The sequence below is a fragment of the Streptomyces sp. NPDC045846 genome (assembly GCF_056431605.1).
Map to the genome: position 1 here is coordinate 694,705 of NZ_JBWKKJ010000002.1, position 25,840 is coordinate 720,544.

Genomic DNA, 25,840 nt, shown 5'->3' on the forward strand with positions numbered 1-25,840 from the left:
ACGGACCGATGGGGTGGGGGCAATGGCGTTCTGGGACGGCGTGTGGCGGGGCAGGGCCTCACAGTTCGACTCGGGCAGCGCGGCGACCAACACGATCGAGCTGACCCGACGGCACAACACGGTCTCGCTGGGGAAGCAGGGCGCCAACACCGGCAGCCTGCGGGTCAACCTGTCCTGGCGGATGCGCACCTCGGACTTCGGGGGCAAGCCCGACCAGAGCGGGCGGCTGCTGCGCCACCCGCTCAAGTTCTTCAAGCCCGAGATGGTCCAGGGGCACACCCAGTCCATGGTCAACGTCGACCTGGACCTCGGCTGCCTCTACGAACTCCAGGACGGCACCAAGGGCGTGGTCCAGCCCCTTGGCAACTTCCTGGGCGCCACCAACAAGCCGCCCTACGTGGAGTGCAGCGGCGACGACCGGTTCGGCTCGGCGTCCGGCGAGACCATCTTCATCAACCTGGACCACCGCGACGACATCAAGCGGCTGCTGGTCTTCGTCTACATCTACGACCAGACCCCGGCCTTCGACCGCACCCACGCCAAGGTGACGCTCTACCCGAGCAACGGCCCGCGCATCGAGATAGAGCTTGACGAGCGCGCCCCCGAGGCCCGCTCCTGCGCCGTCGTCTCCATCGAGAACGTCAAGGGCGACATGGTGGTGCGGCGCGAGGTGAAGTTCGTGTACGGCTTCCAGGCCGAGCTGGACCGTCTGTACGGGTGGGGCCTCCAGTGGGGCCGCGGCTACAAGACCAAGGCGTGAGCCGCCGCCCTACGAGCGGATGAACTGCGGCCCCATGGGCGGCAGGACGAACGCGGGGTCGGGCGCGGGCGCCGGAGCGGCCGGCTGGGGGTAGCCGTACGCGGGCTGCGGCGTGGCCGGCTGCGGATAGCCGTACGACGGCTGCGCGGGGGGCGGCTGGGCGGGCGGCGCGGGATGCGGGTACCCGTAGGCGGGCTGGGCCGCGTGCTGGGGGAGCGGCTGGGGCACGGACGGCGCACTGGGCGCGCTGTCCGTGCTCGGCGCGCTGTCGGGGCCCTCCCCGTCGTCCACCGAGATGCCGTACTCGGTGGCCAGGCCCACCAGGCCGGTCGGGTAGCCCTGGCCCACCGCGCGGAACTTCCAGCCCTCGCCGCGGCGGTACAGCTCGCCGCAGATGATCGCCGTCTCCTCGCCGGTCTCCGGCTTCACGTCGAACAGCGCGACCGGCTCGGCCCCCGACACCGCCGCGTCGAACAGCAGGATCCGCAGATCGCGTACGGCGCGGAAGGTCGCGCCGTCCGAGGACGCCGTGATCAGCACCCGGTCGACGGAGCGGTCGAGCGCGGCCAGATCGGCCTCGACGGTGTCGGTGAGCCCCTCCGCGACGCGCTTCTTGGGCAGCCTGCGCACCAGGCCCGAGGGATGGCGCGGCTGGTTGTAGAAGACGAAGTCCTCGTCCGAACGCACCCGGCCGTCGGCGGCGAGCAGCAGCGCCGAGGCGTCCACGTCCGGGACGTCGGCGCCGGGCGACCAGCGGAGCACGGCCCGCACGGCCGGGGCCTCCAGCGGGACGTTCGATCCCTTCAGCATCGCGTGCGTCATGCCCGTCATCCTGCCTTCCCGCGGGCCTCGCGGACAACGCGGGGCCCGGCCGGGTACGCCCCGAGATGTACTCGCCGACCACACCCGGGGCGGATGATGCAGACGAGTTACCTGAACTTCACGCACTTGGGGAACTCTTGACACGTGTTCCTACGTACTATTACCGGCCACCCAAATTCTCGGCCGTCCTGGCAGTACGGGGAATGTATATGCGGCATTTCGGGCACGTCCCGCCGACGGCGCGGAAGAACCTCTTCCACCAGGAGCCCTGCGAGTTCACCGCGGGCTCCTCAGCGCGCGTGTTGTCGGCCGCCCTCGGCGCCACCCTGTACAGCCCGGCGACGCGGCCCACGCTCGCCGACGATGTCCTGAAACAGGCTCGCCGCGGTGTCGTGTCCATGGTGCTGTGCCTGGAGGACTCGATAGACGACGCCGAGGTGGTGGCCGCCGAGGCCAATCTGGTCCGCCAGTTCGCCGACCTCGACGCCCGCGGCGAGGAGGTCCCGCTGCTCTTCGTGCGGGTCCGCGAGCCGCTCCAGATACCCGACCTGGTGCAGCGCCTGGGCGCGTCGGCGCGTCTCCTGTGCGGCTTCGTCCTGCCGAAGTTCACCGAGGAGCGCGGCCTCGACTTCCTGGAGGCGCTCACCGCCGCCGAGTCCGCGAGCGGGCGCCGGCTCTTCGCCATGCCCGTCCTGGAGTCGCCCCAGCTGCTCCACCTGGAGACCCGCGCCGAGACCCTGACCGGGATCGCGCGCACGGTGGAGAAGTACCGCGAGCGCGTCCTCGCCCTGCGCCTGGGCGTCACCGACTTCTGCTCCGCCTACGGGCTGCGCCGCTCGCCCGACATGACGGCGTACGACGTGCAGATCGTGGCCGGGGTCATCGCGGACGTGGTGAACGTGCTCGGCCGGGCCGACGGCACGGGCTTCACCATCACCGGGCCCGTGTGGGAGTACTTCCGGCTCCAGGAGCGGATGTTCAAGCCCCAGCTGCGCCGGAGCCCCTTCCTCGAAGGGCGCGCCGAGGAGCTCCGTACCACGCTGATCGAGCACGACCTGGACGGCCTGCTCCGCGAGATCGAGCTCGACCGCGCCAACGGGCTGCTCGGCAAGACCTGCATACACCCCTCGCACGTGGTCCCCGTGCACGCCCTGTCGGTGGTCAGCCACGAGGAGTTCAGCGACGCCCAGGACATCCTGCGGCCCGAACGGGGTGGCGGCGGGGTGCTGCGTTCCTCGTACACGAACAAGATGAACGAGGTGAAGCCGCACCGGGCCTGGGCCGAGCGCACCCTGCTGCGGGCCGAGGTGTTCGGCGTCGCCGCGGCGGACGTCGGCTTTGTGGACCTGCTGGCGGCCGGGCTCGCCGACTGACACGTACGAACGAACAGCCCGCATGAGCAGCACGAACGAGCAGCACGAACGAACAGAGAGACACAGCAACGTGGTTGAGTGGTCGGGAACCTGGGTCGCCGAGCGGCTGGGCGTCGAGCTCGTCGGGGACGCGCGGCTGAGCGCTCTGCTCGGGCTCGCCCTGCGCCGCAACCCGAAGCGCGCTCACCTCCTCGTGTCGAACGTGCTGGGCAAGCACGTGCCCCAGTGCCCCTCCGTGGTGTGGCGGGCCGGATACGAACTGGGCGTACGGGTGGGGGAGTTGCTGGGTGCGGAGGCGGCCGCGCGGGCCGTGGTGCTCGGGTACGCCGAGACCGCCACGGGCCTCGGCCACTCGGTCGCCGACGGCCTCGCCCTCGCCCCCTTCCTCCACTCCACCCGCCGCCCGGTCCGGGGCGTCACGGCCGCGGGCGGCTTCGAGGAGTCCCACTCCCACGCCACCTCCCACCTGCTGCTGCCCGAAGACCCCCAACTCCTCGCGGGACAGGGGCCGTTGGTCCTGGTCGACGACGAGTTCTCGACCGGCAACACGGTCCTCAACACCATCCGGGACCTGCACGCGCGGCATCCGCGCGACCACTACGTGATCGTCGCGCTCGTCGACATGCGCTCCCCCGAGGACCGCGACCGCCTCGACGCCTTCGCGGCGGAGATCGGCGCCCGCGTCGACCTGGTCGCCTCGGCATCGGGCACGGTACGGCTGCCGGAGGGGGTGCTGGAGAAGGGGAGGGCGCTGGTGGAGGAGTACGAGACCGGCCGTGCGGCAGCGGTCGGCGGCTCGCCCGGCGCGGACCCGGCGGCCCCGGCCGAGAACCCTGGACATCCGCTGTGCAAGAGCAGCGCTCACCACTCGACGTGCGCCCGGGTCGAGGTGGGCTGGCCCGAGGGGCTTCCCGACGGGGGTCGGCACGGCTTCACCCCGGCCCACCGGGCCACCCTGGACGCCGCGCTGCCCGGCATGGCCGCCCGCCTCGCCGAGGCCCTGCCCGCTCCCGGCGGTGCGGGGACGCCACGCGTCCTCGTGCTCGGCTTCGAGGAGCTGATGTACGCGCCGCTCCGGCTCGCCGTCGCCCTCGAAGAGCTCGGCGGCGCCGAGGTGCGCTACTCCACCACCACCCGCTCGCCCGTGCTCGCCGTGGACGACCCCGGGTACGCGATCCGCACCCGCCTCGCCTTCCCCGCGCACGACGACCCGGCCGACGGCCCCGGCGAGCGGTACGCGTACAACGTCGCGGGGGGCGGCTTCGACGCGGTCGTGGCCGTGGTGGACTCGGCCGCCGACACCCCCCGACTGCACGCTCCCGACGGCCTGTTGGCCCAGCTCGCCGCCCACGTCCCGCACGTCGTGCTCGCCGTGCTGCCCTCGTACGTACCCGAAGGTGCCCCCATGCCCGAGCCGCTGCCCGAACCCCTCAGGGGCCCCGCCTTCTCCTCCTACGCGCCCGAGGACGTGGGCTGGCTGCTCAAGGACCTGTCCGGGGTCGAGCTCGAAGCCCCCACCGAGGAGCGCGAGGAGGCCATCCAGAGCGGCGGCGCCCACTACGCGGAGTCGCTGCCGGTCGAGTACCAGCCGAGCCCGCGGTACCAGGAGCTGTTCCGCGCCGCGCTCGACACCTCGGCCCACCGGATCGCGCGGGCCGTCGGCGTGGTCACCGAGACCGTCCTGACCGAGCTCCCCCAACGCCGAAAGCGCCGGGGGGACGCCCATCCGCGCCCCGTGCTCGTCTCGCTCGCCCGCGCCGGGACGCCCGTCGGCGTACTGATGCGCCGCTGGGCCCGGCACCGCCACGGACTGGACCTGCCGCACTACGCGGTGTCCATCGTGCGCGGCCGGGGCATCGACCCGAACGCGCTGCGCTGGCTCGCCGCCCACCACGACCCCGCCGACGTGGTGTTCGTCGACGGCTGGACGGGCAAGGGCGCCATCGCCCGCGAACTGGCCGCCGCCATACGGGAGTTCCCCGAGTTCGAGGGCTTCGACCCGGAGATCGCCGTACTCGCCGACCCCGGGTCGTGCGTGCGGACGTACGGCACCCGCGAGGACTTCCTGATCCCGTCCGCCTGCCTCAACTCCACGGTCTCCGGCCTGATCTCGCGCACCGTGCTGCGCCGCGACCTCATCGGCCCCGGCGACTTCCACGGCGCCAAGTTCTACCGCGAGCTGGCCGGAGCCGACGTCTCGGGGCATTTCCTCGACGCCGTCACCGCCCGCTTCGACGAGGTCGGCGCCGACGTGGACCGCGAGGCCAAGGCCCTGCGCGACGCCGACCGCACCCCGAGCTGGGAGGGCTGGGCGGCCGTCGAGCGGATCAGCGAGGCGTACGGCATCCACGACGTCAACCTGGTCAAGCCCGGCGTCGGCGAGACCACCCGGGTGCTGCTGCGCCGGGTCCCCTGGAAGATCCTCGCCGGGCGGGATGCCGGGGCCGACCTCGACCACGTGCGGCTGCTCGCCGAACAGCGCGGGGTGCCGGTCGAGGAGGTCGACGGGCTGCCGTACAGCTGCGTCGGACTGATCCACCCCCAGTACACGCGCGGCGCCACCGGCGCGGACGGCAAGGCGGTGGCGGCCCGGTGAGCACCCCGCTTCCGCTGGTCGCCAGCGACCTCGACCGCACCCTGATCTACTCCGCGGCAGCCCTCGGCCTCACCATGGCGGACCACCGGGCCCCGCGGCTGCTCTGCGTCGAGGTGCACGAGCACAAGCCCCTCTCGTACGTCACCGAGGACGCGGCCCGGCTGCTGGCCGAGCTGAAGGCGGCGGCCGTGTTCGTGCCCACCACGACCCGCACCCGCAAGCAGTACCAGCGCATCCAACTCCCGGGCCCGCCCTCGCAGTTCGCGATCTGTGCCAACGGCGGGCACCTGCTCGTGAACGGCGAGTCCGACCTCGACTGGGCGCGCCGGGTGGCCGCCCGCATCGCCGCCGAGTGCGCCCCGCTCGACGAGGTCCGCGCGCATCTGCGGGCCGTCGCCGACCCGCGCTGGCTGCGCAAGGAGCGGGTCGCCGAGGACCTCTTCGCCTACCTCGTGGTGGAGCGGGAACTCCTGCCCGACGAGTGGGTCAAGGAGCTGGCGGCCTGGGCGGATCCGCGCGGCTGGACGGTCTCGCTCCAGGGCCGCAAGATCTACGCGGTGCCGAAGCCGCTCACCAAGAGCGCGGCGGTCCGCGAGGTGGCCCGCCGCACCGGCGCGGAACTGACCCTGGCCGCCGGTGACTCGCTCCTGGACGCCGACCTTTTGCTCGCCGCCGACCGGGGCTGGCGCCCGGGCCACGGCGAGCTCGCCGAGGCGGGCTGGCGGTCGCCCGCCACCGAGGCGCTGGCCGCGTGCGGGGTGCTCGCGGGCGAGGAGATCCTGCGCCGCTTCCTGGCCGCCGCCGCGCGCTGACGAGGACGCCGTGCCGCTGCCGCACCCGGTACGGTCGCCGCATGACCAAGGGAAACAGCACCAAGATCACTGACGAGTTGTACGCCTACATGCTGGCCCACAACCCCCCGCTGGACGCGGTGCAGCGGGGGCTCGTCGAGACGACGTACGAGCGGCTGCCGGACTTCGCGGGCATGCAGTCGGCCGAGGAGCAGGCGCCGCTCCTCGCCTTCCTGGTGCGGCTGGTGAACGCCCGTCACATCGTCGAGGTGGGGACCTTCACCGGGTTCTCGGCGCTGGCGATGGCGCAGGCGCTTCCGGCCGACGGGAAGCTGATCGCCTGCGACGTCTCCGAGGAGTGGACGGCGTACGGCAAGGAGGCCTGGGCGAAGGCCGGGGTCGCCGACCGCATCGAGCTGCGGATCGCGCCCGCCCTCGACACCCTGCGGGCGATGCCGGCCGAGCCGCACATCGACCTCGCCTACCTGGACGCGGACAAGGGCAACTACATCGCGTACTGGGAGGAGTTGGTGCCGCGGCTGCGGCCGGGCGGGCTCATCGCGACGGACAACGTGCTGTACCACGGCCGGGTCCTGGACCCGGAGGCGACCGGCGCGCCCGCCGCGATCCGCGCGTTCAACGAGCACGTGGCGGCGGACGAGCGCATGGACAGCGTCATGCTGACCGTCGCGGACGGTCTGACGCTGTCCCGCAAGCGGTAGCGCTCCGCTGGGGGGGGGTGGGGTTCTGCGGTGGCCCGGCACGGGTTTCGCGCAGTTCCCCGCGCCCCCAGGGGGGTGGGGGGTGCTCAGCTCCCCGCGGCCCTGGGGGGTTGGGGGGTGCTCAGTTCTCCGCGTTCCTGGCGGGCTGGGTGTTGCCTTTGTCTGCGGGTCGTTGGTGGCTGGTCGCGCAGTTCCTCGCGCCCCTAGGAGGTTGGGGGGTGCTCAGCTCCCCGCGCCCCTGGGGGGTTGGGGGTGCTCGGTTCTCCGCGTTTCTGGCGGGCTGGGTGTTGCCTTTGTCTGCGGGCCGTTGGTGGCTGGTCGCGCAGTTCCCCGCGCCCCTAGGAGGTTGGGGGTTGCTCAGCCCCCGTGCCCCTGGGGGTTCTCCGCGTTTCTGGCGGGGCTGGGGCTGGGGCGGGCTAGCTGCAGCAGCCGCCTCCGCAGCAGCCTCCGCCGCCGACGGACGGGGTGGGGGAGGACTTGGCGGTGCCGGCCACGGCCACCGTGGAGAGCAGCTTCACCGTGTCGTCGTGGCCGACCGGGCACGGCGCGGGGGCGGCGGACTCGGCCATCGGGCGGCTGAGTTCAAACGTGTCGCCGCAGGTGCGGCAGCGATATTCATAGCGAGGCATACCCCAAGCCTAAGCGCCCCGAAGCCGAGCGGGCCGGGGATCCACCCCGCTGGGGGCGCGGGGAACTGCGCGACGAGCCATGCACGGTCCGCAGTCGAGGGGTTCCGGCTCTGGTGGGCTGGTGGGGCGTCCGGTGAGGTGCACGCTGTTGGGGGCGCGGGGAACTGCGCGACCAGCCACGCACGGTCCGCGGTCGAAGGGGGCCCGTCCCAGCGGGCTGTTGGCGGGCCCGGCCAAGCGCACCCCGCTGATGGCGCGCACGCACGGGCCGTGGCCGGGGAGGCGGCCCGGATGGCCCGGGCCACTTGGGCTGGTCAGAGCTCGTCGGCGTGCTCGTGCCGCGCCTTCCAGTACGGGTTGTCGTGCGGCAGGAACCCGGTGACCCGGCCGTACATCCCGAACACCATCAGAAGCAGCCCGACCACAAAGCTGAACAGCACGTTCTGCATCTTGAAGGCCAGGAAGTTGCGCGAGGTGTCCAGCAGCGCGAGGTTCACGAACCCGCTGATCAGGAACAGGACGCCGAGCACGATGTTGAGCGTCGAGGCGAAGTTGCCGCCCCTGACCATCCCGTACAGGAGCAGCACCCCGACGACGATGGACAGCACGCTCAGCGCGCCGTTGGTGTTGAGCCCGGCGACCCGGGAGCCGCCGGTGTCGAAGAACCCGATCTGGTGGATCAGGCCGAGGATGCCGAAGACCAGCAGGGCCAGCCCCATCAGCCCGGCGCCGAAGCGGTAGACGCGGCTGAGGCGGTGGTCGATCGGCAGATGTTCGTTGAGCGAGACCCGGCTGTGGTTGAGGCGCTGCGAGATCGTATGGGTGGCCATGGTGGGGGCCCTCCTCATCCCTAGGCACGCGGGGCGTACGTACTCCAGGATCCGCCCGGTCCTGGCCCGCAACAACTCAGCGGGAGCCCCGCCAGTACGCTCCGCAGCCGCCGGTCACGCGCCGTGGCCGCGCTCCTCGCGGATGCGGGCCACCACCTGCGCCACGGTCGCCCGCACCGCCTCGGTCTCCGTCAGGAAGTGCCAGTAGTCCGGGTGCCTGCCCTCCAGCGTGGCGATGGCCCGCTCAAGCCGTGCCACCGATTCGTCCAGCGGCCCGGCGTGCTGCGGATCGGGAGTGTTGCGGCCGGACATCGCCAGGCGCTGGGCGTCGCGGATCGCGAACCGGGTGCGCTGGATCTCCTGCTGCGGGTCCTTCGCGACGGCGTTCAGCCGGTTCAGCCGGTCACCGGCGGCCGAGACGGCCTCGTCGGTGGTGTTGAGCAGCGCCCGCACCGTACTGAGCCGCGAGGTCGCGTCGGCCCAGCGCTGCTCCTCGCGCGCCTTGGCCGCCTCCTTGAGCTTGTCCTCCGCCTGCCGTACGGAGACGGCGGCCTGGTCGGGCACCTGCTGGAGGTCCTGCCAGCAGGCGGCGGCGAAGCGGCGGCGCAGCTCGCTCAGGACCGGGTCGACCGCGCCGGCCCGGGTGGTGAGCGCTTGGGCGCGGGTGCGCAGCGAGACCAGCCTGCGGTCGATCTCGGCGGCCTTGGCGGGCAGCTGCTCGGCCTCGGAACGCAGCGCCTCGGCCTCGCGCAGGACCCGGTCCGCACGCTGGAGCGTCTCCGGCACGCCGTGCTGCCCGGCCCCCTGGTTGAGCTTGGTGAGCTCCGGCCCGAGGGCGGCGAGCCGGGCCGCGAGCTCGTCGGCGCGCAGCCCCGAGGCGCGCACGGCGTCCAGGGCGGTGCTGGCGCCGAGCAGCGCGTGCCGGGCCCGCTCGATGGCCGGGGCGAGCCGGGCGAGCTGGGTCTCGGCGGTGTCCAGGAGCGGACGCAGGTTCTGCTCGAAGCGGTCGAGCTCGCCCTTCACCCGGACGAGTTCGTCCTTGGCGGCGGTCAGCTCGGCCCGCGCCCGGGAGGCGACGGAGGCGTCCAGGTCGTCCCGGTCCAGGTCGTGGGCGTCGACGGCGGTGATGTACTGGTTGCTGGCCTCGTCGATGCGGCGGCCGAGCGCCTCGAAGTCGTCCACGGCCCGGCGGGCGCCGGGCGAGCTGTCCACCGCCGTGATCGTCTCGATGGAGATCCGCAGATCGCGCTGGGCGGTGTCGAGTTCGTAGAAGGCGGCCGCCGCCGCGTCCTTGGCGGCCTGCGCGTCCGCGCGCACGCTCTCGCCGCGCCCGCCGAACCAGCGGCGGGTACCGCCCCCGGCGAACGCACCCGGCAGCACCGCGGCGCCGAGCACGACGGGGAACGCGATGAGCGCCACCACGTCCCGGACGGTGGCACCCGCTCTGCTGTACGGCCGCGCGTGTGTCCCCGTCACATCCCTCTCCCGTGCTGTGTCGCCCTGCCCGTTCCATTCTCCCACCAGGAAAGGACGAACACACGGCCCGGTCAGTTCGCGCTTCCCCGTCCCCTCCTCACGGCCTTCCCGCGGGTTTGTCGTCCCACCCCGTGGGCCATGTACGCTGTTCCCTCATCCACGGGTGTGTAGCTCAGGGGTAGAGCGCTGCTCTTACAAAGCAGATGTCGGCGGTTCGAAACCGTCCACGCCCACCGGAACGAAGGCCCCCCGCCGATCTCGGCGGGGGGCCTTCGGCTTCCCCTCCTGACGTCTCCGCCCGTCACGCCGCGCCGGATCGCTCTCTGCGGGGCCGGTCGGGCCCGTGGCCTGGACGCCCTGCTCTTCGGCTGTCGGCCCGCGGATGGTTCCACGACGGGTGAGCGGCTTGCCCCGGGAGAGCCCGGCAAGATCGGCGACGTCTGCTCGGGCCACGTCTTGGTCGGGCTGGGCGACAGCGGTCCGCGCGTTCGCACGTCCGGCGCCTCCGCGCCGCGGGCCGACCCTGGGCGCCCTCAGGCGTTCTCCCATACGGGCTTGCGGCGGGCGATCTCGTAGAGCCGCCGTACCTGCTCGGGCTGGAGCACTCCCGTGAGCGGGGCCAGTGCGGAGACGGCCCGCTCCTCGTAGACCCGGACGTCGAGCAGGGTGGCGACCTTGTCGAGGCGGCGGACGTCGACGAAGACCAGGACCGGTGTCACCGGGACGTCGAAGTCGCAGTAGCGCTCCAACACCCGCTGTACGCGCCCGGCTTCGGCACGGCTCTTTCGCAGGTAGGGCTGGGGCTTGCCGTGATTGACCCTGACCACCTCGTCTCCGACCCAGACGTCCTTGTCGGGGTGCCTCTTGGTGTTGATGTTGAACACGCCGCCGGGCCCGATGAGCAGGTGGTCGATGTCGACCTCCCGGGGAAGCGGTACGGAGTGCAGGACGAACCAGCCGGCGGCGGATAATCGGCGCAACTCCCGGCCCACCCGCTTCTCACCGGCCAGCCCCTTCCGCCAGGGGTCCCACTCGGTCTCCCGACGCAGCAGCAGGTCCACGAAGCGCTCCGCCGGACCGGGCCCCTCGTGGCGGAGCTTGTCCCGCAGCCCTTTGCCCGGCTCACGCAGAGCGAGGTCGTCCTCCCGGCCGAGCTCGGGCAGGGGGCGCGGTGCGGGGCGGGGTGGAGCTGGAGGCCGGGGCGGGGGAGCGGGCGGTTCGGCGCCGGGAAGGTACTGAACGAGAGCCTGGGTGGCGGCCGTTCGGTACTCGTCCCGCAGGACGGTGACCTTGCCGGTGTGCCGGTCGAGGAATGCGACGGCCACCCCGTTGGGCAGGTTCACGTACAGCCGATCGTGCCCGTACCGCTTCCACGCAGTGATCTTCAGTTCGCTCACGCAAGCCCCCCTGCGTCGGCGTGCTCCCCCGCACCAACATGTCAACAGCCGGGGTCTCGTCCCCGCAAGACGACAGACGCCGTAGAAGCCGTCCGACTCCCCTGAGGGGGCTGAGCCCTGGCAGCCTGTCCTGCACTTCGTGGTGCAGCCCGCCTGCCGCGAGGACATGGTCGAGCACAACGCCTACGGGCCGGTGCTGCAACTGGCGATGTCCCGGGCCAATCGGTTGCCAGGCGCGGAAGCGGTCGAGGAGGTGTGCGCACGTCTCCGCGCCGAGCTTCCGGACGCGCTGGGTGGCAGCGGGCTGAGTGGCTGACCGCGGGACAACTTCGACGCGCTGTGGCGTACCGGTCGCGGCCGTCGGGAGGCCGTTCGCGCTGGTGACGTGACGAGACTCGCCCACAGACCACAGACCACAGACCACAGACCACAGACCACAGACCACAGACCACAGACCACAGACCACAGACCACGGCCCACAGCGCCAACCCATGGCCACTCCCTCGGTCCCGCGCGCAGGATGGGAGGGCGGGGCGGCGGGAAGCCCCGTCGGGGTGGGGACGGGGCTTCTCGGCCGGTGCCGCAGCGTGCTCGGGGAAACGCTCGGCCCGGGGGTCCGGCGGGTCAGGAGCGGGGAGGACTCCGCCGGATGGCCGAGATTACGCCTGTGGTTGGCTGAAAAGTAACCCCCGTGCGGGATGTGGCTCCCATGGATCCGCGGGGCGGTGGGGGCCTGGGAGTTCGGGCGCGGTTCCGTGTGGTTCGGGTTCCGGTTCTGGTGCGTGGTGAGGGCGAGACGAGGGGTGGTCATGGTCGTGAAGCGGAGTCTGCGGGCGGCGTACGCACGCGCCTGCGCGGCACGGCCCGGCTATCCGGAGGTGGGTGCGACCGGCGAGCGGGTGCTGCCCGGCGCCGAGGCCGGGTACCGCACCTTCCGGCGGCGGATCCGGGTCGGGTACGGGCAGGACACCTTCGAGCGGGCCGGCGCGCTCGTCCTCGCCTGGGGCGCGCAGCGCGGGGCCGGGTTCGGGGTGCGGCCCGCCGCACCCGCCGTGCCCGGCGCGACCGTGCTGATCGTCGTGCGACCGCCCGGCCTGCCCTTCCCGCGCCTGGTCATCCCGTGCCGGGTGGTGTGGAGCGTACGGGCCGCCGAACGCATCGGATTCGCCTACGGCACCCTGCCCGGCCACCCCGAATGCGGCGAGGAGGCGTTCGTCGTGGGGCGTGAGGCCGACGGCCTCGTGTGGTTCGAGGTCACGGCGTTCTCGCGGCCCGCACGCTGGTACGCCCGGCTCGGCGGGCCCCTCACGCGCCTGCTCCAGGACCTGGTGATCCGGCGCTACCTGCTGTCGGTGGCCGCCGCCGTGCGCGAGGGATCGCCCTGACGACGGAACGCCGACGGGGCGCGGAACGTCTCCCAGGGAGGTGCGTGCGGGCACTCCGGGGAGTGCGTACGGGCAGTTCCGGGGAGGCGCGTACCGGCACAGGAGGCGGTGGCACACTGGCCGCTCGTTCGGGGAAGGGAAACGGGTCGTGGCGATGATGCGGAACCTGCGCAGGGCGGTGCGCCGCGCCTACCGGCGGACCGTCGACCTCAGCCATCCGGCGCGCTCGCCGCTGGGCAGTGCGGTGGTCAACTGCGTCGTGTACGCGGGCGGCGTGCGGCAACAGGAGGACTGCCCCGTCGACGAGGCGCTGCGCCGGGTGCGCAAGGCGGGCGGCGACGCCTTCGTGTGGATCGGGCTCCACGAGCCGACCGAGGAGGAGTTCGCGGGGCTCGCCGAGCTGTTCGGGCTGCACCCGCTGGCCGTCGAGGACGCCGTGACCGCGCACCAGCGGCCCAAGGTCGTGCCGTACGACGACATCCTGTTCTCCGTCTTCAAGACGTGCCGGTACGTCGAGCACGAGGAACTCACCGCCAGCAGCGAGGTGGTGGACACCGGGGAGCTGATGGTGTTCACCGGACCCGACTTCGTGATCACCGTGCGGCACGGCATGCACGGCTCGCTCGGGCCCCTGCGGGAGGTGCTGGAGAAGGAGCGCGAGCAGCTCGCCAAGGGGCCATCGGCCGTGCTGCACGCCATCGCCGACCACGTCGTCGACGAATACCTCGCCGTCACCGACGCCATGCAGATCGACATGGACGCGGTCGAGACCGCCGTCTTCGCCGAGAACGCGGGGCGCGGTGACGCCGGGCGGATCTACCAGCTCAAGCGTGAACTCCTGGAACTGAAGCGGGCGGTGGCACCCCTCGACCGGCCGTTGCAGAAGCTCGCCGGTGAAGCGGTGCCGTCGGTCGCCGCGGACGTCAGGCCGTACTTCCGCGACGTGGCCGACCACCTGCTGCGCACCACCGAGCAGATCGCCGCCTTCGACGGGCTGCTCGACTCCATCCTCCAGGCCCACCTCGCCCAGGTCACGGTGGCCCAGAACGAGGACATGCGGAAGATCACGGCGTGGGCGGCCATCGTGGCGGTGCCGACGATGGTGTGCGGCATCTACGGCATGAACTTCGAGAACATGCCCGAACTGCACTGGCGCTACGGCTACTTCATGGCCCTGGGGGTCATGGCCGTGGCCTGTTTCGTCATTCATCGAGGGTTCCGGCGCAACGGCTGGCTCTGAAGCCGGCCGCCGCGCCGGAGCTGACGGCGATCAGTCGCGGTGCCGGGAGAACAGGCCCTGGCGCTCGCGCCGGTAGCGGCGCTCCCAGCGGTCCATCCGGTCCCGGCGGGCACGGTAGGCGCGGTAGTCGGAGTCCGTGCGGCCGGATCCGCCGCCCCCGGCGGATGCCGAACCACCGCCGCCGACGTGGCGGTTGAGGGTGAGCAGAGCGGCCACGACGGCCACCCAGAAGACGATGCTGCCGAGGCTGAGTCCGAATCCGTACAGGATCAGGGCGAGAAGGATCATCCAGAGGATCATGGTGGGTCCTTGAGGGACGGATCGGGGGCTTCCCCAGGCCCCCGGTTCAAGCCACCAAGGTACTCCGGGACGGCGCGAGTTGCCCCCGGGTCAACGACCGGTGGAACCCGGCCGAACCCCTCAACCCGCCGTGCGGCGGCTCTCGTTGAGGCCGCGCAGCCGCTCCATCTCGCGCCGGTCGCGCTTGGTCGGACGGCCCAGGCCGCGGTCCCGCACGCCAGCCGCGAGGACGTCCGCGCGGGCGGGCGGCGGCGGGCTGTTGTCGACGTACGCCTCGACCGCGACCGGGGCGCCGACCCGCTTGCGCAGCAGCTTGGCGACCTTGACGATCCGCTCCCGGCCGTCCATGCGCAGCCGCACCTCGTCGCCCACCTTCACCTGGTGGGCGGCCTTCACGCGCTCGCCGTTGACCTGGACGTGGCCGGCCCGGCAGGCCGTGCCCGCCTGGGAGCGCGTCTTGGTGAGCCGGACCGACCAGATCCAGCTGTCGACGCGTACGGGGCCGGTGCTGGTGCCGTTCGCTTCTTCCGCCATGCCTTCGACTCTAGACGGCGACGGCGGCGCGGCCGCGCGGATTTCGGACCCGGACCCGGGTGCCGGTCTCGGCGGCCGGAAGGCGTTGTCGGTGGCGTCGGTCACACTGGGGGCATGTGCAGAAGCATCAAGACGCTGAGGCCACCGGCCATGCCGCAGGAGGCCACCGACGACGACATCAGGGCCGCGGCCCTGCAGTACGTGCGCAAGGTGTCCGGCTTCCGGGCGCCCGCCGAGCACAACAGGGAGGTGTTCGAGCGGGCGGTGGACGAGATAGCGGAGTCGACCCGCGAGCTGCTCGCCGGCCTTGAGGTGCGCGGGGCGGCCGCGCGAAAGCCCGCCTAGCGGGAGGGGCGGGAACGGGCGACGCGCACTCGACGGGACGCGGTGCGCCTTCGTCAGGCGCGACGACGCGCGGCCCGGCGCGCTTCGATCACGACGCGCGTCAGGACGCCGGGGCCGTCGTCGGCGCGGGGCGCTTCACGACGTACGCCGCGAGGCCGCCCGCGGCGAACAGGGCGAGCACCGAGACCGCCGTGCCCAGCCAGGTCGCGCCGAGCCACTGCCCGCCGAAGTAGCCGAGCCCCACGCTGTACGTCGCCCAGGCCACGCCCGCGAGCGCCGACCACGGCAGGAACTCGCGGACCTTGCGGTGCGCGGCGCCCGCGCCGAGCGAGACGACGGAGCGCCCGGCCGGGGCGAAGCGCGCGATGACCACGAGGCCCCCGCCGCCCCGGCTGAGCGCGATGCCGAGTCGTTCCTGCGCCCGCGTCAGGCGGCGGGAGCGGGCGATCGCGCGCTCCAGACGGGCGCCGCCGCGCCGCGCGAGGCGGTACGCGATCAGATCGCCCAGGACGGAGGCGGTCGCCGCGCAGGCGGCGAGCAGGAGCAGATCGGCATGCCCGGCCCGGGTGGCGTCCCCGGCTCCGGCCACGCCCGCCGAACCGGCCGCCGTGGTCGCCGCGGTGATCACCAGCACACCGCTGGGGAGCACCGGAAGGAAGACGTCGAGCAGCACGGAGAGCGCGACCACGGCGTAGATCCAGGGGCTGGACGTCAGCGCCCCCACACTCTCCAGCACGTTCGCTCCTCTGCGGCTTGTCGGTTCCCCGGGACTGAATACCGCGGTGTCGCGGGGAAGCGGCAGGGGCGGCGGTACAGCCGTACAGCGTACGCCTGGGCCTCTGGGGGTTTCTGTCAGGGGTGGCTGGTGTTACAGCACAGGGAGAGTCGAGCGGGACACGATCGTTGGGAGTGGAGCATGGTGTCGAGGATGTCCGCGGTGCAGGCCGGGGTGGCGGCGCTCGCGGTGTTCGCCGCTGGTGCGGCGGGCCAGGGCGCGGGCGGTGGCGCGCCCGGGGACGCGGTGCGGCTGCGGGCGCAGGCCCGGTTCGCGCCGCCCGGCGCCTTCGTCCCCTCCCCGGCGGTGACGTACGCCATGGACCTCGTACCGGCCGGTGCGTGGATCGGGGTGGAGCAGCGGACGGTGGGGGTGCGGGACGCGGGGCGGGCGGGCCGGGAGGAGCCCGGCGGGACGACCGTGGCGCTGCGGGTGCGCGGTCTGGCGCCCGGCCACGCCTACGGCGTGCATGTGCACCGGGCTCCCTGCGGCGGCAGCCCCAAGGACGCGGGGGACCACTACCGGGACTCGGCCGCGCCGCTGCCCGGCCCGGCCAACGAGGTGTGGCTGGACTTCACGTCCGACGCGCACGGGGACGGCGCGGCGGTCGCGCACCACGCCTGGGGGTTCCGGCCCGGCGAGGCCAACTCGGTGGTGATCCACCGGGAGCCCGGCGGCAAGGGGGACCGGCTCGCCTGTTTCACGGTGCCGTTCGCCGCGCCGAAGGCGCCGCGCGCCACCGGCTGACGACCTGCCGCTGCCCGGAGTTCCGCGGCTGAACTCCGGGCAGCGGGGCGGGTGTTGGGGCCGGGGCCCCGGCCGCGCTCAGGCGGCGACGGTCTCGCGCTGGGTGTCGGCGGCCGGTCCGGCGGCGCGTCGGGCGCCCAGGAGCTGGTCGAGGGCGAGCGCGCCGGGCCCGGTGAAGACGAGGAGCAGGAACGCCCAGCAGTACATCGCGGAGGCCTCGCCGCCGTTCTGGAGGGGGAGCAGCGCGTTGGACTGGTGGACGCTGAAGTACGCGTACGCCATCGAGCCGGAGGAGACCAGCGCCGCGGCGCGGGTGAAGAGGCCGGTCAGCACCAGGATGCCGCCGACGAGCTGGATCACCGCCGCGTACCAGCCGGGCCAGGTGCCCGCCGGGATCGAGCCGCCGCCCGCCGCTCCGCCGAAGACGCCGAACAGGGAGGCGGCGCCGTGGCAGGCGAAGAGGAGGCCGATGACTATGCGGAACAGGGCGAGCGCGTAGGGACGCGCGCGCTCGGCATCGAGCGTGGGGGAGGCCATGGGGGGCTCCTTCGGTGGGGGACGTGACCGATGGGACCCACAGGTTAGGCAGCCCTCAGTAGTGCTTGCAAGTTCAACATTCTTAATGTCTTGTTTCGGCTGGGTGAATTGAGCCAGGCGTGCCGCCGGGGGTGAGTGGCCGATCCAGAATGGTTTTCAGTTGGACTGGACCAATTCGCCAACGGCTGGCGCGGCGCGCCCGATCGAGCCGCAGCCGCGCCGAACGGCCGTGCAGCGTAAGGGTCATGAGCTGATTGCCGAACCACGGTCCGCCGGTCCTGCGCCAGTCGAGCGGCGGCCGGACCACGCGTCCGTGCCGGGTCAGGGCGCGGCCGAGACCGCGCCCCGGGCCGCTCCAGCCGAAGCAGAATCCGGCCCGCACGGGGGCCGGAACGGAGTTGTGGACCGGCGAACACGTCAACTGCGCCACGTGCGACGTGAGGTGGGGCGCGGAATTTGGCCAGAAGGGCTCCGCCACGTATGCGTGGTGCACATCACCCGACAGCACGCTGATGGTGGCCGGAGCGCCGGCCTGGGACCCCGCCGTGGCGATCAGCTCGGCGAGGAGCCCGAACGAGCGGGGGAACGCGGCCCAGTGCTCCAGGTCGGCCCGCCGCCGCAGGTTCTCTCCGATGCGCGCCCAGCGCGGCCCGCGCGAGCCCGCGCACAGCGCCGCGTTCCAGCCCTCCGCGTCATGGACGAGCGGCGGGAGCAGCCAGGGCAGTGAGGTCCCGATGAGGAGGTGGTCACAGGTGCCCGGTGCCGGGACCTGTGACCACAGCCACTTCGCCTCCTCCTCGTCGAGCATCGCCCGCCGCCCCTCGGCCAGCACGCGGGCCGCCCGGGTGTCCACCATCACCAGCCGGGTGCGGCCGAAGTCGCGCCGGTAGCTCCAGCGCACGGCCGCCGGGTCCGCGTCGGCGAGCGCGGCGAACTCGCGCAGCGCCTCCGTGCCGTCCGGCACGGCCCGTACCCGCGCGTACAGCGGATCGGCGGCGAGTTCGGCGGGTGAGAGGTTGCCCAGGTGCTGATGGACCCAGTACGACATCAGCCCGCTGACCACCCGCTCCTGCCACCAGGGGGTGGCGCGCATCTCGGCGAGCCAGGCGGCGCTGGTGTTCCAGTCGTCGATCACGTCGTGGTCGTCGAAGATGTGGCAGCTCGGGACGGTGGACAGGAGCCAGCGCACCTCGGGGTCGAGCCAGGACTCGTAGTACAGCCGGGTGTACTCCTCGTAGTCCGCGACCTGCGCGCCCGGTGGGTCGCGCGGATCGCGGCGCGCGGCCAGCCAGGCCCGGGTGTCCGCCGAGACACTGTCCGCGTAGACCTGGTCGCCGAGGAGCAGCAGGAGGTCCGGCCGCTCGGCCGCCGGGTCGGCCGCGAGCCCCGAGGCCAGGGCGTCCAGCGCGTCCGTGCCGCCGGGCTCGGGCGCGCGGCGGCACGAGCCGAAGGTGACGCGGAGCCGCCCGGAGCCGTCGGCCGGGACCGCGATGGTGCTCGGTGGGAAGCGGGACTCCGGCGGCGGCCAGACCGGCCGCTCGTCGAGCAGCACCTCGTACGCGGTGGCCGGGCCTGGAGTCAGCCCGTCCAGCGGGACCAGCGCGTAGTGGTGCCCGGCGATCTGGAACGTACGGGAGGCGCCCTCGGTGCCGTCGGCGCAGCGCACCCGGGCCGTGCAGGGCCGGTCCGCCTCGACCCACACCGTGGCGGACCCCCGCGGATCCACGTACCGCAGCAGCGGCCCCAGGCGAAGCCCGGCCATGTGATGCCCCCTCTGTCGCCGGTCCGTTCGTACGGTACGGAACGACGCGGGGGTCCGACAGGTTTCAACGGCCTTTGCGGAGGCGGCGGTTGAGGGAGCGGTGTGCTGCCCGGCACGTCCGGCGGCGAGGACACGGGGCGCCGCGCGGCGGCCCGCCTCCGGGCGGGGGTGGCACCGACGCGCCGTCCGCCCGGGCCGCTCGGGGCGGGCGCCCGTCGTACGGTGGGCGCGTGCTGCTGCCGGTGAACGTCACGCTCGGGGCCGTTCTCGTCGCCCTGCTCCTCCTCGCCGCGGGCGTGGCCGCGGCCGCGCACCTGGGGCGGTACCGCGAGATCCTGATCGCCGGGGTGCGGGCGGCCGTTCAGCTCGCCGTGGTCGCCCTGGCGATCCACTGGGTGGTCGGCTCCCTGCCGCTGCTGCTGGGATTCCTGACGCTGATGTTCGCCGTCGCGGTCCGCACCGCGGGCCGCCGCATGACCGCCAACACCACCTGGTGGTGGGCGGCCGCCCCCATCGCGGCCGGAGTCGTCCCGGTGGTCGCGGCGCTGCTGCTCACCGGGCTCGTCCCGGTCAAGGGCATCGCGCTGATCCCGGTCACCGGCATCCTCATCGGCGGCGCGCTCACCGCGACCGTGCTCGGCGGGCGCCGGGCGCTCGACGAGCTGACCGCGCGGCGCGGCGAGGTGGAGGCCGGGATGGCGCTCGGCCTGCTCGACCGGGACGCCCGCCTGGAGATCGCCCGGCCCGCCGCCTCGGACGCGCTGCTGCCCGGCCTCGACCAGACCAGGACCGTGGGGCTCGTCACGCTGCCCGGCGCGTTCGTGGGCATGCTGCTCGGCGGCGCCTCGCCCGTGCAGGCGGGCGCGGTCCAGCTCTTCGTCCTGGTCGCGCTCATGGCCGTCCAGGCGATAGCGGTGTCCGTGGTGCTCGAACTCGTCGCCCGGGGCAGGGTGCACCGGGACGTACGGGACCTTGGTCCCTGATGGGGTGCGCGAGGCATGCCGTACCCTTGAGGGCGCAGAAGGGGAGTAGCTCTTCGCCGGAACGTCGACATACTGCCGGATCCCCCAGGGGTCCCCGGCCGGCGCCCGGAGGCGCGTGCCCGTCAGGGACCCGCCAGCGAGACCTTCGGCCGCAGTGACCATGACCATTCATGGCGCTGCCGTGCCGAAGCGACCCCGGATTCAGCTCCGAACTGCTCTCGGTACGGCCGCGCCCGACCGATTGAGGAACCCCTTCCGTGCTCAGCTTCACGATCATGGCGATCACCTTCGGCGTGATCTTCCTTGCCGAACTCCCCGACAAGACCGCGCTCGCGGGACTGATGCTCGGCACCCGCTACAAGGCCTCGTACGTCTTCGTCGGGGTCGCGGTCGCCTTCGCGGTCCACGTGGTGCTCGCCATCGCGGCGGGCAGCGTGCTGACCCTGCTGCCGCACCGGCTGCTCCAGGCGATCGTCGGCGTGCTCTTCCTCGCGGGCGCGGCGATGCTGCTCTTCAAGAAGGACGAGGACGACGAGGAGGTGAAGGCGCCCGCCGACCAGTCGTTCTGGAAGGTGTCGGGGGCGGGCTTCATGCTGATCCTGGTCGCCGAGTTCGGTGACCTGACCCAGATCATGACGGCCAACCTGGCCGCCCGCTACGACAACCCGCTGTCCGTCGGCATCGGCGCGGTGCTCGGCCTGTGGGCCGTCGCCGGGCTCGGCATCGTGGGCGGCCGCACCCTGATGAAGCACGTGCCGCTGCGCCTGATCACCAAGGTGGCGGCCTGCCTGATGCTGGCGCTCGCCGGGTTCAGCCTGTTCGAGGCCATCGCGGGCTGAGCCCCGCGGGGCTTCGGACGTGAAAACGGCCCCCGGGGTAGGCCGGGGGCCGTTCGCTCATGGGGTGGTACGGGCTGGGTCAGCCGTGGATCTCCAGGCGCAGGGTGCCGTCCGCCCCGGCGGTCACGGTCAGGTGCGTCAGGTCCGGGACGTACGCGGTGGGCTCGTGGGCGTGCGCGCGCGGGCCCACGCCCACGACCCGCATCCCGGCCGCCCGGCCCGCCGCGATCCCGGCCTCCGAGTCCTCGAAGACGATGCAGTCAGCCGGGTCGAAGCCCAGCTCGGCCGCGCCCTTGAGGAAGCCCTCCGGGTCCGGCTTGCTCGCGCCCACGCACTCGGCGGTGACCCGCACGTCCGGCATCGGCAGGTCCGCGGCCGTCATGCGGGCCCGGGCGAGCGCCGCGTCGGCCGAGGTCACCAGGGCGTGCGGGTGTCCGGCGAGGGCGGCCATGAAGGCGGGGGCCCCGGCCACCGGCACGACGCCGTCGGTGTCCGCGGTCTCCTCGGCGAGCATCACCTTGTTGTCCGCGTGGTTCTGCTCCATCGGCCGGTCCGGCAGCAGCACGGCCATCGTGGCGTAGCCCTGGCGGCCGTGGACGACCTTGAGCGCCGCCTCCGGGTCGAGGCCGTGCCGCTCGGCCCAGCGGCGCCAGCAGCGCTCCACGACGGCGTCGGAGTTCACGATCGTGCCGTCCATGTCCAACAGGAAGGCGCGGGCGGTCAGGACGGTGGTGGCCGACATCGGCGGACTCCAGGGCGCGGGAGCGGGGGGCGCAGAAACACAAAGGTGATCCCCGCCCGCCGGTCAGGGAGTACAGGCAGGGATCACTTTGTTCCTCCACGATACAAAACGCGGAGCGGTTTGTGCCACCCGCCCCCCTCCTGCCCGCTCGGGCGGTACGTCGGCACGGGGCGGCCGGGGCTCGGGCGGCGGCCGCCTACGGCTGGTCGGTCATCGACTCCAGGGCGCGGCGGGTCGGCGGACCGTAGACGCCGGCCGGGTCGCCGTCGATGCCCGTGTACGACTGGAAGTCGCGCACCGCGCGCTCCGTACGGGACCCGAAGGTGCCGTCCGTGCTGCCGGTGTACAGGCCCAACTGGGCCAGCCGCTGCTGGAGTTCGAGCACCGCGGGGCCGCTGTCGCCGCGCCGCAGCGTCGTGCCCGGCGGCGGCGCGAGCGGCTTGCCGCCGGGGGAGCTCGCGGGTGCGACCGAGGCCGGTGCGGACGGTGGGGGCGCGGACCTGGACGCCGTCGGCGAGGCGGCCCTGGACGCGGAGGGCGACGGCGAGGGCCGCGCCGAGGGGGAGTGGCTCGGCGTCGCCTTCGCCGTACGCGACGGGGCGGCCGAGGGGGCCGCGGCCGACGCGGTGTCGGTGCCGCTGTAGGGAGCGCCGCTGTCCGCGGCCGCGGGCAGTGCCTGCTTCGGCGTGGCGTTCCCGGCGAACAGGGTGCTCGCGAACGCCGCCGTGCCGATGACGACCGCGGCGGCGGCGCCGATGACCACCGCGGCTGTACGGCGGCGCCTGCGGGGCGCCTCGGCGAGGCCCGGGGCGTCCGCTTCGGGGGGTTCGGGGCGCTCGGAGCCGGTGGGCGGGGCCTGGTGGGCGGGCACCGCCGCGAGGCGCATGGTCCGCTCGGTGGCGGGGACGGGAGGCGGCTCCCGGTCCGGCCCCACCGAGGCGTTCGGCAGCATCACGTACGGCCGGATCCGCAGCGGGTCGAAGTCCTCCGCGGCGGCGGCCTCGGCCGAGCGCTCGGCGTGCAGGGTCTCGGCGGCGCGCTCCGCGCAGTCGCAGCCGGGTCTGCCGTCCACCCCGCGTTCCGCACCGCATTCAGGACAGCCGTGTCCGGTCATCGTCGGGTCCCCTCCCCATGGGCTGCGAGCGATTATGCCCGGCGGCCCCGGGGCACCCGGGCCGTGCGGCCGGTCCCGGCAGGCCATATCTCCACATTCCGATCAAGATGGGGAGAGCGACTCGCGGCACACACACGGATGGGACGTGACCATGGCTCAGGGTTCAGCTCCCGCCACCGTCGCCCCCGGTGCGGGGCAGGAACGGCGGACCGTACTGGTCGCCATCGGCGCGCTGCTGCTCGGCATGCTGATCGCCGCGCTCGACCAGACCATCGTCTCGACCGCGCTGCCCACCATCGTCAGCGAGCTGGGCGGGATGGAGCACCTGTCCTGGGTCGTCACGGCGTACATGCTCGCCTCCACCGCCGCGACGCCGCTCTGGGGCAAGCTCGGCGACCAGTACGGCCGCAAGAAGCTGTTCCAGGCCGCGATCGTGATCTTCCTCATCGGCTCGGCGCTGTGCGGCATCGCGCAGGACATGGGGCAGCTGATCGGCTACCGCGCGCTCCAGGGCCTGGGCGGCGGCGGCCTGATGGTGCTCTCCATGGCGATCGTCGGCGACATCGTCTCGCCGCGCGAACGCGGCAAGTACCAGGGCCTGTTCGGTGCGGTCTTCGGCGCCACCAGTGTGCTCGGCCCGCTGCTCGGCGGGTTCTTCACCGAACAGCTCAGCTGGCGCTGGGTGTTCTACATCAACCTGCCCATCGGCGTGATCGCGCTCCTCGTCATCGCCGCCGTCCTGCACATCCCGGTGCGCGGGACCCGGCACACCATCGACTACCTGGGCACCTTCCTCATCGCCTCGGTGGCGACCTGCCTGGTCCTGGTCGCCTCGCTCGGCGGCACGACCTGGGCCTGGGGCTCGGCGCAGATCATCGGGCTCGCGGTGCTCGGCGCGGTGCTGCTCGCCGCCTTCGTCGCGGTCGAGCGCAAGGCGGTCGAGCCGGTGCTGCCGCTGAAGCTGTTCCGCATCCGTACGTTCACGCTCGTCGCGGTCATCAGCTTCATCGTGGGCTTCGCGATGTTCGGCGCGATGACGTACCTGCCGACGTTCCTCCAGGTCGTGCAGGGCGTCTCGCCGACCATGTCCGGCGTGCACATGCTGCCGATGGTCCTCGGCATGCTGCTGACGTCGACGGCGTCCGGACAGGTCGTGTCGCGCACCGGGCGGTGGAAGGTCTTCCCCATCGCGGGCACGGCGGTCACCACGCTCGGCCTGCTGCTCCTGCACCGGCTCACCGAGACGAGCCCCACCTGGGAGATGAGCGTCTACTTCTTCGTCTTCGGCGCGGGCCTCGGCCTGGTCATGCAGGTCCTGGTCCTGGTCGTGCAGAACGCCGTCGACTACGCGGACCTGGGCGTCGCGACCTCCGGCGCCACCTTCTTCCGCTCCATCGGAGCCTCGTTCGGCGTCGCCATCTTCGGCACGATCTTCACCAACCGGCTCACCGGCAAGCTCTCCGACGCACTGGCCGGGCAGCCGCTCCCGCCGGGCGTCGGCCCCGGCACCATCGCCGCCGACCCGCGTGCGATCGGCCAACTCCCGCCCGCCGCACGGCAACCGGTGCTGCACGCGTACGCCTCCTCCATCACCGACGTGTTCCTGTACGCGGCGCCCGTCGTCCTCGTCGCCTTCCTGACGGCGTGGCTGCTCAAGGAGGACAAGCTGCGGGGCGCGGTGACCGCGCCGGACACCAGCCAGACGCTCGCCTCGAACCCCGTCGAGCGGTCCTCCTACGACGAGTGCGCACGCGCCCTGTCGGTCCTCGGCACGCGCGAGGGCCGCCGCGCGATCTACGAGACGATCACGGAGAAGGCCGACCTGGACCTCCTCCCGGCGGCGAGCTGGCTGCTCCTGCGCATCAGGAAGTACGGATCCGCCGAACCCGGCATGCTCGCCGAGCGCAGCCCCGTACCGCTGCACGTCATCACCGAGGCGGCCCGCCAGGTCGAGGAGCGGGGCCTCGCCCGGCGCGAGGGCATGCCGATGGTGCTGACGGACCGGGGCCATCAGGTCGCGGTCCGGCTGGCGGCGGCGCGGGAGGAGTCGCTCGCCGAGCTCCTGGGCGACTGGTGGGGCCCGGAGCGCCCGACGGACCTGGTGAAACTGGTGGCGGAACTGTCGTCGGAGCTGTCGGGTTCGGACCCGGAACGTCCGACCGGCCCTGCCGCGCCCCGCGACCACATGGCCCGGGGAAGGAGCGACGGCCCCGTCGGCTGAGCCCCTCCCGGATCACAGCTCCTTGGCGAACCACCGCTCCCTGTACGGGCCTTCGCTGTACGGGGCCACCTCGCGGTAGCCGTGCTTCGCGTACAGGCCGCGTGCCTCGACCAGGTCGTGCCGGGTGTCCAGGGCGAGCCGTCGCGCGCCGAGCCGCCGGGCCGCGTCCTCCAGGGCCGAGAGCAGCGCCGCCCCGCCCCCGGTCCCGCGCGCGAAGGGGCGGACGAACACGCGGGTGAGCTCGGCCGTCGCCGGGGCGGTGCCGTCGATCACGGGCGCCCGGGCGAACAGCAGGACACCCCCGCACGCCGCCGGGCGTCCTTCGTACCGGCCGACCACGAAGTCCCCGGTGGGCGGCCGCAGTTGACCGGACCCGTCGTCCGCGAGGCCCTGCTCGATCTCCTCGGCGGTGGCGGGCCGGCCGTACCACCGGCTCGCCACCTCGTCGTAGTAGTCGCGCCGCAGCAGGCTCGCGTCGGGGGTGTCGGGCCGCTCGGTAGCCATGATCCAACTCATGGGCCCTGCCTATCCCGGGCGGGACCGGCGTGGCCACCGAATTAATCGGCCCCCGCGCTCACGCCTTGGGTTCGGCCTGCTGGACGACCTCGAAGGACCACAGCGTGGACGCGGACGCGGCGGGCTTGGGCCGCTCGCCGCCCTCGCCCTGGCCGCCGTGCGCACCCCGCATGGAGGTGGCCATCCAGTTCTGGAAGTCCTCCTCGCTGCGCCAGCGGGTGTAGACGAGGTACTGATCTGTTCCCTCGGCGGGCCGCAGCAGCTCGAACCACTCGAACCCGTCCGCGTTCTCCACCGACCCCGCCCGCGCGGCGAACCGCTTTTCGAGCACCTCGCGCTGCTCGTCCGGCACGGTCAGTACGTTGATCTTTACGACGCTGGCCACGCGACACCTCTCGTCGGAA

Annotated in this window: 27 protein-coding genes and 1 tRNA gene; 14 read left to right on the plus strand and 14 right to left on the minus strand. The window is 73.0% G+C overall.

Annotated elements, in window-relative coordinates; translation table 11 throughout:
- The first annotated feature begins 22 nt into the window (after positions 1-22).
- A complete protein-coding gene (locus AC07F3_RS08025; protein WP_479111561.1) occupies positions 23-760 on the plus strand; it encodes a TerD family protein in 738 nt (245 codons plus the stop codon).
- A gap of 9 nt (positions 761-769) precedes the next feature.
- Here the strand turns inward: AC07F3_RS08025 and AC07F3_RS08030 are convergent, their stop codons facing one another.
- The gene (locus AC07F3_RS08030) at positions 770-1,591 is read right to left on the minus strand and encodes a TerD family protein (RefSeq protein WP_479111563.1); all 822 of its coding nucleotides are present in this window, start codon (positions 1,589-1,591) and stop codon (positions 770-772) included.
- Positions 1,592-1,791: 200 nt separating this feature from the next.
- On the opposite strand from AC07F3_RS08030, the gene AC07F3_RS08035 reads away from it, so the two are divergent.
- The 4 genes from AC07F3_RS08035 to AC07F3_RS08050 are packed head-to-tail and all read left to right on the plus strand — an operon-like array spanning position 1,792 to position 7,064.
- Positions 1,792-2,955, plus strand: a complete 1,164-nt coding sequence (locus tag AC07F3_RS08035; protein ID WP_479111565.1) for an HpcH/HpaI aldolase/citrate lyase family protein — start codon at positions 1,792-1,794, stop codon at positions 2,953-2,955.
- 22 nt (positions 2,956-2,977) lie between these two features.
- Positions 2,978-5,551 (plus strand): phosphoribosyltransferase, encoded by a 2,574-nt coding sequence (locus AC07F3_RS08040; protein WP_479111567.1) that lies wholly within the window; start codon positions 2,978-2,980, stop codon positions 5,549-5,551.
- Positions 5,548-6,363: an HAD family hydrolase gene (locus AC07F3_RS08045; protein WP_479111569.1), complete on the plus strand. Its 816-nt coding sequence runs from the start codon at positions 5,548-5,550 to the stop codon at positions 6,361-6,363. Before AC07F3_RS08040 ends, AC07F3_RS08045 begins: the two co-directional genes overlap by 4 nt.
- A 41-nt stretch (positions 6,364-6,404) precedes the next feature.
- Positions 6,405-7,064 carry an O-methyltransferase gene (locus AC07F3_RS08050; protein WP_479111570.1) on the plus strand — a complete coding sequence of 220 codons (660 nt, stop codon included), beginning with the start codon at positions 6,405-6,407 and terminating at the stop codon, positions 7,062-7,064.
- Between the two features lie 416 nt (positions 7,065-7,480).
- On the opposite strand, the gene AC07F3_RS08055 is transcribed toward AC07F3_RS08050, so the two are convergent.
- The 3 genes from AC07F3_RS08055 to AC07F3_RS08065 form a co-directional block, all read right to left on the minus strand.
- Positions 7,481-7,693, minus strand: a complete 213-nt coding sequence (locus tag AC07F3_RS08055) for an FmdB family zinc ribbon protein (protein ID WP_479111572.1) — start codon at positions 7,691-7,693, stop codon at positions 7,481-7,483.
- Between the two features lie 314 nt (positions 7,694-8,007).
- On the minus strand, positions 8,008-8,523 hold the full coding sequence (locus AC07F3_RS08060; protein WP_479111574.1) for a DUF4383 domain-containing protein: 516 nt from the start codon (positions 8,521-8,523) through the stop codon (positions 8,008-8,010).
- Positions 8,524-8,637: 114 nt separating this feature from the next.
- Positions 8,638-9,999 carry a hypothetical protein gene (locus AC07F3_RS08065; RefSeq protein ID WP_479111576.1) on the minus strand — a complete coding sequence of 454 codons (1,362 nt, stop codon included), beginning with the start codon at positions 9,997-9,999 and terminating at the stop codon, positions 8,638-8,640.
- Positions 10,000-10,160: 161 nt separating this feature from the next.
- Here AC07F3_RS08065 and AC07F3_RS08070 point away from each other — a divergent pair.
- Positions 10,161-10,232, plus strand: a tRNA-Val gene (locus AC07F3_RS08070).
- Positions 10,233-10,532: 300 nt separating this feature from the next.
- Here AC07F3_RS08070 and AC07F3_RS08075 read toward each other — a convergent pair.
- On the minus strand, positions 10,533-11,396 hold the full coding sequence (locus AC07F3_RS08075) for a nuclease-related domain-containing protein (RefSeq protein WP_479111578.1): 864 nt from the start codon (positions 11,394-11,396) through the stop codon (positions 10,533-10,535).
- Positions 11,397-11,535: 139 nt separating this feature from the next.
- Here AC07F3_RS08075 and AC07F3_RS08080 point away from each other — a divergent pair, with 139 nt between their 5' ends.
- The 3 genes from AC07F3_RS08080 (at position 11,536) to AC07F3_RS08090 (ending at position 14,021) form a co-directional block, all read left to right on the plus strand.
- Positions 11,536-11,712, plus strand: coding sequence for a hypothetical protein (locus AC07F3_RS08080; protein WP_479111580.1), 177 nt, complete (start codon positions 11,536-11,538; stop codon positions 11,710-11,712).
- 493 nt (positions 11,713-12,205) lie between these two features.
- Positions 12,206-12,781: a DUF1990 family protein gene (locus AC07F3_RS08085; protein WP_479111582.1), complete on the plus strand. Its 576-nt coding sequence runs from the start codon at positions 12,206-12,208 to the stop codon at positions 12,779-12,781.
- Between the two features lie 154 nt (positions 12,782-12,935).
- Complete coding sequence (locus AC07F3_RS08090; protein ID WP_479111932.1) at positions 12,936-14,021, plus strand: magnesium and cobalt transport protein CorA; 1,086 nt, start codon at positions 12,936-12,938, stop codon at positions 14,019-14,021.
- Between the two features lie 30 nt (positions 14,022-14,051).
- Here AC07F3_RS08090 and AC07F3_RS08095 read toward each other — a convergent pair whose 3' ends face one another.
- The gene (locus tag AC07F3_RS08095) at positions 14,052-14,321 is read right to left on the minus strand and encodes a hypothetical protein (RefSeq protein ID WP_479111584.1); all 270 of its coding nucleotides are present in this window, start codon (positions 14,319-14,321) and stop codon (positions 14,052-14,054) included.
- Positions 14,322-14,441: 120 nt separating this feature from the next.
- Positions 14,442-14,897, minus strand: a complete 456-nt coding sequence (locus AC07F3_RS08100; protein ID WP_479111934.1) for an RNA-binding S4 domain-containing protein — start codon at positions 14,895-14,897, stop codon at positions 14,442-14,444.
- 72 nt (positions 14,898-14,969) lie between these two features.
- On the opposite strand from AC07F3_RS08100, the gene AC07F3_RS08105 reads away from it, so the two are divergent.
- A complete protein-coding gene (locus AC07F3_RS08105) occupies positions 14,970-15,200 on the plus strand; it encodes a DUF2277 domain-containing protein (protein ID WP_479111586.1) in 231 nt (76 codons plus the stop codon).
- A gap of 100 nt (positions 15,201-15,300) precedes the next feature.
- Here the strand turns inward: AC07F3_RS08105 and AC07F3_RS08110 are convergent, their stop codons facing one another.
- Positions 15,301-15,936: a DedA family protein gene (locus AC07F3_RS08110; RefSeq protein ID WP_479111588.1), complete on the minus strand. Its 636-nt coding sequence runs from the start codon at positions 15,934-15,936 to the stop codon at positions 15,301-15,303.
- A 180-nt stretch (positions 15,937-16,116) separates the two neighbouring features.
- On the opposite strand from AC07F3_RS08110, the gene AC07F3_RS08115 reads away from it, so the two are divergent.
- Positions 16,117-16,722, plus strand: a complete 606-nt coding sequence (locus AC07F3_RS08115; protein ID WP_479111590.1) for a superoxide dismutase family protein — start codon at positions 16,117-16,119, stop codon at positions 16,720-16,722.
- A 78-nt stretch (positions 16,723-16,800) separates the two neighbouring features.
- On the opposite strand, the gene AC07F3_RS08120 is transcribed toward AC07F3_RS08115, so the two are convergent.
- Positions 16,801-17,259, minus strand: a complete 459-nt coding sequence (locus AC07F3_RS08120) for a DoxX family protein (RefSeq protein WP_479111592.1) — start codon at positions 17,257-17,259, stop codon at positions 16,801-16,803.
- An 82-nt stretch (positions 17,260-17,341) separates the two neighbouring features.
- Positions 17,342-19,021, minus strand: a complete 1,680-nt coding sequence (locus AC07F3_RS08125) for an alkaline phosphatase D family protein (protein WP_479111594.1) — start codon at positions 19,019-19,021, stop codon at positions 17,342-17,344.
- A gap of 230 nt (positions 19,022-19,251) precedes the next feature.
- On the opposite strand from AC07F3_RS08125, the gene AC07F3_RS08130 reads away from it, so the two are divergent.
- Together AC07F3_RS08130 and AC07F3_RS08135 are read left to right on the plus strand one after the other, a co-directional pair.
- Positions 19,252-20,004 (plus strand): ABC transporter permease, encoded by a 753-nt coding sequence (locus tag AC07F3_RS08130; protein ID WP_479111596.1) that lies wholly within the window; start codon positions 19,252-19,254, stop codon positions 20,002-20,004.
- A gap of 257 nt (positions 20,005-20,261) precedes the next feature.
- A complete protein-coding gene (locus AC07F3_RS08135; protein ID WP_479111598.1) occupies positions 20,262-20,843 on the plus strand; it encodes a TMEM165/GDT1 family protein in 582 nt (193 codons plus the stop codon).
- Between the two features lie 79 nt (positions 20,844-20,922).
- Here the strand turns inward: AC07F3_RS08135 and AC07F3_RS08140 are convergent, their stop codons facing one another.
- Both AC07F3_RS08140 and AC07F3_RS08145 read right to left on the minus strand, forming a co-directional pair.
- Positions 20,923-21,585: an HAD-IA family hydrolase gene (locus tag AC07F3_RS08140; RefSeq protein WP_479111600.1), complete on the minus strand. Its 663-nt coding sequence runs from the start codon at positions 21,583-21,585 to the stop codon at positions 20,923-20,925.
- A 196-nt stretch (positions 21,586-21,781) separates the two neighbouring features.
- Positions 21,782-22,657: a peptidoglycan-binding domain-containing protein gene (locus AC07F3_RS08145; RefSeq protein ID WP_479111601.1), complete on the minus strand. Its 876-nt coding sequence runs from the start codon at positions 22,655-22,657 to the stop codon at positions 21,782-21,784.
- Positions 22,658-22,850: 193 nt separating this feature from the next.
- On the opposite strand from AC07F3_RS08145, the gene AC07F3_RS08150 reads away from it, so the two are divergent.
- Positions 22,851-24,920 carry an MDR family MFS transporter gene (locus tag AC07F3_RS08150; protein WP_479111603.1) on the plus strand — a complete coding sequence of 690 codons (2,070 nt, stop codon included), beginning with the start codon at positions 22,851-22,853 and terminating at the stop codon, positions 24,918-24,920.
- A gap of 12 nt (positions 24,921-24,932) precedes the next feature.
- Here AC07F3_RS08150 and AC07F3_RS08155 read toward each other — a convergent pair whose 3' ends face one another.
- Positions 24,933-25,436: a GNAT family N-acetyltransferase gene (locus AC07F3_RS08155; protein ID WP_479111605.1), complete on the minus strand. Its 504-nt coding sequence runs from the start codon at positions 25,434-25,436 to the stop codon at positions 24,933-24,935.
- 58 nt (positions 25,437-25,494) lie between these two features.
- Positions 25,495-25,821 carry an antibiotic biosynthesis monooxygenase family protein gene (locus tag AC07F3_RS08160; RefSeq protein WP_114035504.1) on the minus strand — a complete coding sequence of 109 codons (327 nt, stop codon included), beginning with the start codon at positions 25,819-25,821 and terminating at the stop codon, positions 25,495-25,497.
- Positions 25,822-25,840 lie beyond the last annotated feature (19 nt).